General features: G+C 49.2%; 4 tRNA genes and 1 rRNA gene. All 5 read right to left on the bottom strand.

The window, feature by feature from the left end:
• Nucleotides 1-86: 86 nt before the first annotated feature.
• A tRNA-Val gene (locus WD019_RS21710) sits at nt 87-162 on the bottom strand.
• Nucleotides 163-169: 7 nt separating this feature from the next.
• A tRNA-Glu gene (locus WD019_RS21705) sits at nt 170-244 on the bottom strand.
• A 5-nt stretch (nt 245-249) separates the two neighbouring features.
• Nucleotides 250-325 (bottom strand) — tRNA-Thr (locus WD019_RS21700).
• A gap of 1 nt (nt 326) precedes the next feature.
• Nucleotides 327-401 (bottom strand) — tRNA-Asn (locus tag WD019_RS21695).
• Nucleotides 402-437: 36 nt separating this feature from the next.
• Nucleotides 438-553: ribosomal RNA gene (rrf, locus tag WD019_RS21690) — 5S ribosomal RNA — on the bottom strand.
• Nucleotides 554-754: the final 201 nt, after the last annotated feature.

Here is a 754-nt window from a genome sequence, read left to right as displayed (position 1 = left end):
TCATCTGCGTCGAGACAAGTCGTAGCACAATCGAAGAAGCAATGCTCCTTGCTCTACCAATTGAGCTAAACCGGCACTATATAAAATGGTGGAGGATGACGGGATCGAACCGCCGACCCCCTGCTTGTAAGGCAGGTGCTCTCCCAGCTGAGCTAATCCTCCGAATAATTGGTGACCCGTACGGGATTCGAACCCGTGTTACCGCCGTGAAAGGGCGGTGTCTTAACCGCTTGACCAACGGGCCAGTAATGGAGCTTCCAACCGGGCTCGAACCGGTGACCTCTTCCTTACCATGGAAGCACTCTACCTGCTGAGCTATGGAAGCATGGCTCCACAGGCAGGACTCGAACCTGCGACCGATCGGTTAACAGCCGATAGCTCTACCACTGAGCTACTGTGGAATAATCATTTAGTAATCCACAAAAAAGTTTGTAACAGCCTGGCAACGTCCTACTCTCACAGGGGGAAGCCCCCAATTACCATCGGCGCTGAAGAGCTTAACTTCCGTGTTCGGTATGGGAACGGGTGTGACCTCTTCGCCATCGCCACCAGGCCTACTGCACGCCTTTACTTCCATGCTGGCTTGAACAGAGGAACCGATCCTCTTTTTTCCATTTTATAGAAGAAAGTGCAGACATTTATTTCAATCGTCTTGCCCGTTTATCAAGGACAAGATAGATTATACAATATTTCTTTTTACTTTGCAAGGGTTTTTTTGTTCCCTCAAAACTAGATAACGCGTTTTCTCCAAACA

Origin of the sequence: Fictibacillus sp. Mic-4 (genome assembly GCF_049843615.1) — a bacterium.
Lineage (GTDB): Bacteria > Bacillota > Bacilli > Bacillales > Fictibacillaceae > Fictibacillus_A > Fictibacillus_A gelatini.
This window is presented reverse-complemented; position numbering and strand designations above follow the sequence as displayed.